Origin of the sequence: Pseudomonas sp. NPDC087614 (genome assembly GCF_044743485.1) — a bacterium.
In the GTDB taxonomy this organism is placed as follows: Bacteria; Pseudomonadota; Gammaproteobacteria; order Pseudomonadales; family Pseudomonadaceae; genus Aquipseudomonas; species Aquipseudomonas baetica_A.
The window spans coordinates 1-7,514 of sequence record NZ_JBIUWN010000125.1 but is presented as its reverse complement, the minus strand read 5'-3'; the positions used below and the strand labels follow the sequence as shown (position 1 = coordinate 7,514).

6 protein-coding genes are annotated in these 7,514 nt (G+C 58.1%); 2 read left to right on the top strand and 4 right to left on the bottom strand.

Going from position 1 to position 7,514, the window contains the following annotated elements:
* Window positions 1-412: 412 nt before the first annotated feature.
* The 4 genes from ACIOWA_RS26655 to ACIOWA_RS26640 form a co-directional block, all read right to left on the bottom strand.
* On the bottom strand, window positions 413-1,849 hold the full coding sequence (locus ACIOWA_RS26655; RefSeq protein WP_401162752.1) for an NAD(P)(+) transhydrogenase (Re/Si-specific) subunit beta: 1,437 nt from the start codon (window positions 1,847-1,849) through the stop codon (window positions 413-415).
* Entirely contained in the window at window positions 1,846-2,169 is a 324-nt protein-coding gene (locus ACIOWA_RS26650) for an NAD(P) transhydrogenase subunit alpha (protein WP_003170836.1), read from the bottom strand. The genes ACIOWA_RS26655 and ACIOWA_RS26650 overlap by 4 nt, the downstream gene beginning before the upstream one ends.
* 15 nt (window positions 2,170-2,184) lie before the next feature.
* Window positions 2,185-3,306 carry a Re/Si-specific NAD(P)(+) transhydrogenase subunit alpha gene (locus ACIOWA_RS26645; RefSeq protein ID WP_401162750.1) on the bottom strand — a complete coding sequence of 374 codons (1,122 nt, stop codon included), beginning with the start codon at window positions 3,304-3,306 and terminating at the stop codon, window positions 2,185-2,187.
* A 434-nt stretch (window positions 3,307-3,740) separates the two neighbouring features.
* Window positions 3,741-4,640: a LysR family transcriptional regulator gene (locus ACIOWA_RS26640; protein ID WP_401162748.1), complete on the bottom strand. Its 900-nt coding sequence runs from the start codon at window positions 4,638-4,640 to the stop codon at window positions 3,741-3,743.
* Between the two features lie 157 nt (window positions 4,641-4,797).
* Here ACIOWA_RS26640 and ACIOWA_RS26635 point away from each other — a divergent pair, with 157 nt between their 5' ends.
* Together ACIOWA_RS26635 and ACIOWA_RS26630 are read left to right on the top strand one after the other, a co-directional pair.
* Window positions 4,798-5,979 carry an acyl-CoA dehydrogenase gene (locus tag ACIOWA_RS26635; RefSeq protein WP_339432422.1) on the top strand — a complete coding sequence of 394 codons (1,182 nt, stop codon included), beginning with the start codon at window positions 4,798-4,800 and terminating at the stop codon, window positions 5,977-5,979.
* Between the two features lie 13 nt (window positions 5,980-5,992).
* Window positions 5,993-7,213: a CaiB/BaiF CoA-transferase family protein gene (locus tag ACIOWA_RS26630; protein WP_339432423.1), complete on the top strand. Its 1,221-nt coding sequence runs from the start codon at window positions 5,993-5,995 to the stop codon at window positions 7,211-7,213.
* Window positions 7,214-7,514: the final 301 nt, after the last annotated feature.

Genomic DNA, 7,514 nt, shown 5'->3' with positions numbered 1-7,514 from the left:
TCGGCGTCGGCGAAGGTCATCTGCTTCATCGGAAAACTCGGCGGGTGGAATCTGGGGATTTTGCCAAAATCAGAAAGTCTTTTTCAGAGTTTTCCAAGTGCTCTTTAACCTCCCCCCCCAAAACCTCTCGGGTTTTATCACCGATCCAGTTCTGGGTTTTCTCTCCAGAGATTAGCGCATATAGCACTAATACTGCCACTACGGAGAGAATGGCAGTCCCTGCGTAAAACATAATGCTCAACTGAAGAGATTTTATTTTCATTATTTTCTCACTCTTGCTTAGGAAGCTAAAGGCGCTATTATTTTTTCCACAACTACTAGAGCACATGACCAGAACATTAATTGTTTTCTGACGCCGCGCGCGTCTTCAGTGCGCAGGCGTTAGGATGATGGCCATCCTTGGCCATTAGTTTCAATCGACTGCCTTAACCATATCTTCGATGACCTTCTTGGCGTCACCGAAAACCATCATGGTCTTGTCTAGGTAGAACAGTTCGTTATCCAGACCGGCATAACCGCTGGCCATCGAGCGCTTGTTGACGATGATGGTCTTGGCCTTGAAGGCTTCGAGAATCGGCATGCCTGCGATCGGTGAATTCGGATCGTTCTTGGCGGCCGGGTTGACCACGTCGTTCGCGCCCAGCACCAGCACCACGTCGGCCTGGCCGAACTCGGAGTTGATGTCTTCCATCTCGAACACCTGGTCGTAAGGCACTTCGGCCTCGGCGAGCAGGACGTTCATGTGCCCTGGCATACGGCCGGCCACTGGGTGGATCGCGTACTTCACGGTGACGCCGTGGTGGGTCAGCTTCTCGGTCAGTTCCTTGAGCGCATGCTGTGCACGTGCTACGGCCAGGCCGTAACCCGGGACGATGATCACGGTGTCGGCGTTGGTCAGCAGGAAGGTCGCGTCGTCAGCCGAGCCGGATTTGACCGGGCGTGCTTCTTTAGAGCCCGCCGCTGCACCGGCATCCGGCGCATTGCCGAAACCGCCGAGCAGCACATTAAAGAAGGAACGGTTCATCGCCTTGCACATGATGTACGACAGGATCGCGCCGCTGGAGCCCACCAGCGAGCCGGCGATGATCAGCATCGAGTTGTTCAGCGAGAAACCGATGCCCGCCGCTGCCCAGCCGGAGTAGCTGTTGAGCATCGAGACGACCACAGGCATGTCCGCGCCGCCGATCGGGATGATGATCAGCACGCCAAGCACGAAGGCCAGGGCCAGCATCAGCGCGAAGGCGGTGAGGTTGCCGGTGAACATGAACGCCAGGCCCAGGCCCAACGTAGCGAGGCCGAGCACAAGGTTCAGTTTGTGCTGGCCGCCGAACTGTACCGGTGCGCCCTGGAACAGGCGGAACTTGTACTTGCCGGACAATTTGCCGAAGGCGATCACCGAACCGGAGAAGGTAATGGCACCGATGGCCGCGCCGAGGAACAGTTCCAGGCGGTTACCGGCAGGAATCGAGTCGCCCAGGTGTTTGACGATGCCCAGGGACTGCGGCTCGACCACCGCGGCAATCGCGATGAACACTGCAGCCAGGCCGATCATGCTGTGCATGAACGCTACCAGTTCAGGCATCTTGGTCATTTCTACGCGCTTGGCCATGATCGAGCCGGCGGTGCCGCCGATCAGCAGGCCAACGATTACGTAGCCAATGCCTGCGGTAGCCAACTCAGCGCCCAGCTTATAGATGAGGCCCACGGTGGTGAGCACCGCCAGCGCCATGCCAAGCATGCCGAACAGGTTGCCGCGTCGCGACGTGGTGGGGTGCGACAGGCCCTTGAGAGCCTGGATGAAGCAGATCGACGCGATCAAGTAGAGCGTCGTGACGAGATTCATGCTCATGACGATGGCGCCTCTTCTTTTACTTTCGGGGCTTTCTTCTTGAACATCTCAAGCATTCTGCGGGTGACCAGGAAGCCGCCGAACACGTTGACTGCGGCGAGTGCCACGGCCAGGGTGCCCATAGTCTTGCCCAGTGGCGTGACAGTGAGGGCCGCAGCCAGCATGGCGCCGACGATCACGATGGCGGAAATGGCGTTGGTTACCGCCATCAATGGTGTGTGCAGCGCGGGGGTTACGTTCCAGACCACGTGGTAACCGACATAAATCGCCAGCACAAAGATGATCAGGTTGTAGATACCGGGGGAGATAAGCTCTTCCATCGTCTGAATCCCTGCTTAGGCGTTTTTGCGGATGACTTGGCCGTCGCGGCACATCAGGCACGCGGCGACGATGTCGTCTTCGAGGTTCACTTCGAACTGGCCTTCTTTGGTGAAGACCAGCTTCAGGAAGTCCAACAGGTTGCGCGCGTACAGCGCCGAGGCGTCTGCAGCGACTTCACCGGCCAGATTGGTCGGGCCGCAAAGGGTCACGCCGTTCTCGATCACCACCTGATCGGCCACGGTCAGCGGGCAGTTGCCGCCCTGAGCCGCCGCGAGATCGATGACCACCGACCCCGGTTTCATCTGCGCCACGGTATCGGCGCTCAACAGCGTCGGTGCCTTGCGGCCCGGAATCAACGCGGTAGTGATGACGATGTCAGCTTGCTTGGCGCGCTCGTGCACAGCCTGGGCCTGACGCTGCATCCAGCTCGCCGGCATTGGTCGTGCGTAACCGCCGACACCGACGGCGCATTCGCGCTCTTCATCGTTCTCGTAGGGCACGTCGACGAACTTGGCGCCGAGGGATTCGATCTGTTCCTTCACGGCCGGACGTACGTCGGACGCTTCGATCACCGCTCCCAGACGTTTCGCTGTCGCGATCGCCTGCAAACCCGCCACACCTGCACCGAGGATCAGCACGCGCGCCGCTTTCACGGTGCCCGCCGCCGTCATCAGCATCGGCATGAAACGCGGATAGTAGTGAGCGGCCAGCAACACAGCCTTGTAGCCGGCAATGTTCGCCTGGGACGACAACACATCGAGACTCTGCGCCCGCGAGGTGCGTGGTGCCGCCTCCAGGGCGAACGCGGTAATCCCGCACTCGGCCATTTTGGCGATGGTTTCGTTATTGAACGGGTTGAGCATGCCCACCAGCACCGTGCCACGCTTGATCAGCGTCAGCTCGGCGTCGCTCGGGGCGACCACTTTGAGAATCAGCTCGGCACCGAACGCGTCATTGGCACTGCCAATCGTTGCGCCTGCCGCTTCATAGGCACTGTCGACAACACTGGCCTTAATGCCGGCGCCGGTTTGCACAGTGACCTTATGACCTTGGCTGATCAGCTTTTTAATGGTTTCCGGGGTTGCAGCAACCCGTGTTTCACCGGTCTGGGTTTCGAGAGGAACACCAATGTGCACGTCAAATCTCCTGCGTGATCTTATTGAGTAAACCCAGGCACTGCGGATGGTGCGACTGGGGCGGCCGATCAGCACGATCCCGCCGAATCAAGGCGGGGCGCGGCATTTTGCAGGCGAACTTTATGCCCTTCAAGGGATTATGACGGGTGACGGAAAATTAACTACAAGTCATCCCGTGACCGAATGTCGCAGATGACCGGCTGAACCCCTTGCAGGCCGTGCTTTTCAAGGATTCTGGCTGAATTTGAAATTTTTTCTCATCGGTGACGTGAATAGGCAGTGATGAGTCGTGAATAGAGGCTCAAAGCCACGCCATTAGGCGCTTGTGGGACGTCTGTACGACTTTCGGATACAGTCTGTGAAAATGCGACAAATATTTATATCTGTAGCGCTTTTCATTTGCTGACTACGGAGTCAACTACGGCGAAGAGCCTTTATCCTTCAAGGCTGTAGCTGTTCGCCTGATTCACCAGCCAATCGCGAAATGCCTTTAGAGACGCTGATTCGACCTTTCGCTCCGGAATCATCAGGTAATAAGCTTTGATGCTGGACAGGGCCTGCGGGTTGGCAATCACCAAGCGCTTCTCCCCCAATTCCCGCTGGATCAGGAAGGGCGGAATCAGCGCGATGCCCATGTCGTGCATGGCCGCTTGGGCGAGCATGGAGAATAGCTCGTAACGCGGGCCTGTCATGTCGCGAGGGATATTCAAGTGCTGGGAGTTAAACCACTGGCGCCAGGCATAGGGACGAGTGGTTTGCTGCAGTAACGGTAGATCGGCGATTTCTTGGGCTGTCAGGTGTGTCTTGTTACCGAGTAGGTCGGGGCTGCACACCGGCATCGGATTCTCGCCCATCAACCTGTGGGATTCGGTACCCGACCAATCCGCGTCGCCGAAGTAGATCGCGGCGTCGAACTCAGTGTCGGCAAACAGGAACGGCCGGGTGCGGTTGGTCAGATTGACCGTCACTTCCGGATGCTTGAGCTGGAAATCCTTCAGTCGTGGCAGCAGCCATTGCGTACCGAATGTCGGCACCACCGCCAGTTCGATCACGTTGGTCCCCTGTTGGCCCATCACCGACAGCGTATCCCGTTCAACTGCATCGAGTTGTGTTGCCACCCGGCGGCTGTAGGAAAGTCCCGCTTCGGTCAGCTTCACCCCACGTCTCGAACGTCGGAACAGTTCTACGCTGAGGAACTCCTCAAGGCTGGCGATCTGTCGGCAAATGGCGCCTTGGGTGAGGGAAAGTTCTTCGGCAGCTTTGGTAAAGCTCTCGTGCCGCGCGGCGGCCTCGAAGCTGATCAGGGCAGTTGTGCTGGGGATCTTTCTGCGCATGTACATCAACCTCACTAATGCGCCGCATAAAAGGCATTTAGCGACGTTTCGGAGTGAGAAATTAGCACAACAGAATGCGAAATCCTCGTTTGCCGTGACGACGAACCGCGCCTAGGATCAATGCCACGTTAATTCACCGATTTGCGAGGACACACTCATGGGCGGTAAAGCTAGCTTCAACTGGATCGATCCCCTGCTGCTGGATCAACAGCTCACTGAAGAAGAGCGCATGATCCGCGACACCGCCGAGCAGTTCGCTCAACAGAGCCTCGCACCGCGTGTCCTCGAAGCCTTCCGCCATGAGAAGACTGACCCAGCGATCTTCCGCGAGATGGGGGAGGTCGGCCTGTTGGGCGCAACCATCCCGGAGCAATACGGTGGCAGCGGCCTCAACTATGTCAGCTACGGCTTGATTGCCCGTGAAGTGGAGCGTGTCGATTCCGGCTATCGCTCGATGATGAGCGTGCAGTCCTCGCTGGTGATGGTGCCGATCAACGAATTCGGCACCGAAGCGCAGAAGCAGAAATACCTGCCAAAACTGGCGTCCGGCGAATGGATCGGCTGCTTCGGTCTGACCGAGCCGAACCACGGTTCCGACCCGGGCGCGATGATTACCCGGGCTCGCAAGGTCGACGGCGGTTACAGTCTGACCGGCGCGAAGATGTGGATCACCAACAGCCCGATTGCCGACGTGTTCGTGGTGTGGGCCAAGGACGATGCTGGCGACATCCGTGGCTTCGTACTGGAGAAAGGCTGGAAAGGGCTGAGCGCTCCGGCGATTCACGGCAAGGTCGGCCTGCGTGCTTCGATCACCGGTGAGATCGTGATGGACAACGTGTTCGTGCCGCAAGAGAACATTTTCCCGGACGTGCGCGGTCTGAAAGGTCCTTTCACCTGCCTCAACTCCGCGCGCTACGGCATTTCCTGGGGCGCACTGGGCGCTGCCGAATTCTGCTGGCACACCGCTCGCCAATACACGCTGGATCGCCAGCAGTTCGGCCGACCACTGGCTGCTACTCAATTGATTCAGAAGAAGCTCGCCGACATGCAAACCGAGATCACGTTGGCGCTGCAAGGCTGCTTGCGTCTGGGTCGTATGAAGGACGAAGGCACGGCTGCCGTTGAAATCACGTCGATCATGAAACGCAACTCGTGTGGCAAGTCGCTGGATATCGCCCGTATGGCCCGTGACATGCTCGGTGGTAATGGCATTTCCGACGAGTTCGGTGTGGCCCGTCATCTGGTCAACCTGGAAGTGGTGAATACCTATGAAGGTACCCACGACGTTCACGCGCTGATCCTCGGGCGCGCGCAAACCGGTCTGCAGGCGTTCTATTAACAGGAGAGCGACCATGGGCGCGCTGTCGCATCTGCGGGTACTGGATTTATCGCGAGTGCTGGCCGGGCCTTGGGCCGGGCAGATCCTCGCCGACCTTGGCGCTGAGGTGATCAAGGTCGAGCGCCCGGGCAATGGTGACGATACTCGCGCCTGGGGGCCGCCCTTCCTTAAAGACGCCTATGGCGAGAACACGTCCGAAGCCGCGTATTACCTGTCGGCCAACCGTAACAAGCAATCGGTGACCATCGACTTCACCCGCCCTGAAGGGCAAAAACTTGTGCGGGAACTGGCGGCCAAGTCCGACATCTTGATCGAGAACTTCAAGGTCGGCGGCTTGGCGGCTTATGGGTTGGATTACGAGTCGCTGAAGGCAGTCAATCCGGATCTGATCTACTGCTCGATCACCGGCTTCGGTCAGACCGGGCCGTATGCCAAGCGCGCTGGTTATGACTTCATGATTCAGGGGCTGGGCGGACTGATGAGTCTGACCGGTCGGCCCGAGGGTGATGAGGGGGCGGGGCCGGTGAAGGTCGGGGTGGCGCTGACGGATATTCTGACGGGGCTCTATTCGACGGTGGCGATCCTCGCGGCACTGGCCCATCGCGATCATGACGGTGGGGGGCAGCACATCGATATGGCGTTGCTGGATGTGCAGGTGGCCTGCCTGGCTAACCAGGCGATGAACTACCTGACCACTGGCAATGCGCCTAAGCGTCTTGGCAATGCGCATCCCAACATCGTGCCTTATCAGGACTTCCCGACGGCTGATGGTGATTTCATTCTTACCGTGGGTAATGACGGTCAGTTCCGCAAATTCGCGGAAGTGGCGGGGCAACCGCAGTGGGCTGATGATCCGCGTTTCGCTACTAATAAGCTGCGGGTGGCGAATCGGGCGGTGCTGATTCCCCTCATCCGACAGGCGACGGTGTTCAAGACTACGGCTGAATGGGTGGCCCAGTTGGAGCTGGCGGGTGTGCCGTGCGGGCCGATCAACGATCTGTCGCAGGTATTTGATGATCCGCAAGTCAAGGCGCGGGGGTTGGCAATTGAATTGCCGCATGCGTTGGCAGGGATGGTACCCCAGGTGGCGAGCCCTATTCGGATGTCGCAGACCCCGGTCGAGTATCGCCGAGCGCCTCCTTTATTGGGTGAGCACACGTTGGAGGTATTACAGCGGGTATTGGGTTTGGAGGCGGGAGCGGTTGCTACGCTGAAGGAGGAGGGGGTGCTCTGACCATTTCTTCTATATAGAGGAATGGTGTTTCGATCCTGGTTAGAGGCGGATCTGGATGTTTTTTAACCGATCTGCAAGTGATTGATAGAAAAGCGAAATTAACGGTTGACGGCAGATTCTGGAAGCCTATAATTCGCCCCACTTCCGGCGCAGTCGAAACGGAAAACTCCTTGAGATTCAATGGGTTATGAGGTTTTCGGCAGTGGGTTGCTTCAGTTCATCGAAGCCAGAAAGAAGTTGAAAAAGAGGTGTTGACAGCAGCGTGTAACGCTGTAGAATTCGCCTCCCGCTAACGAGAGAT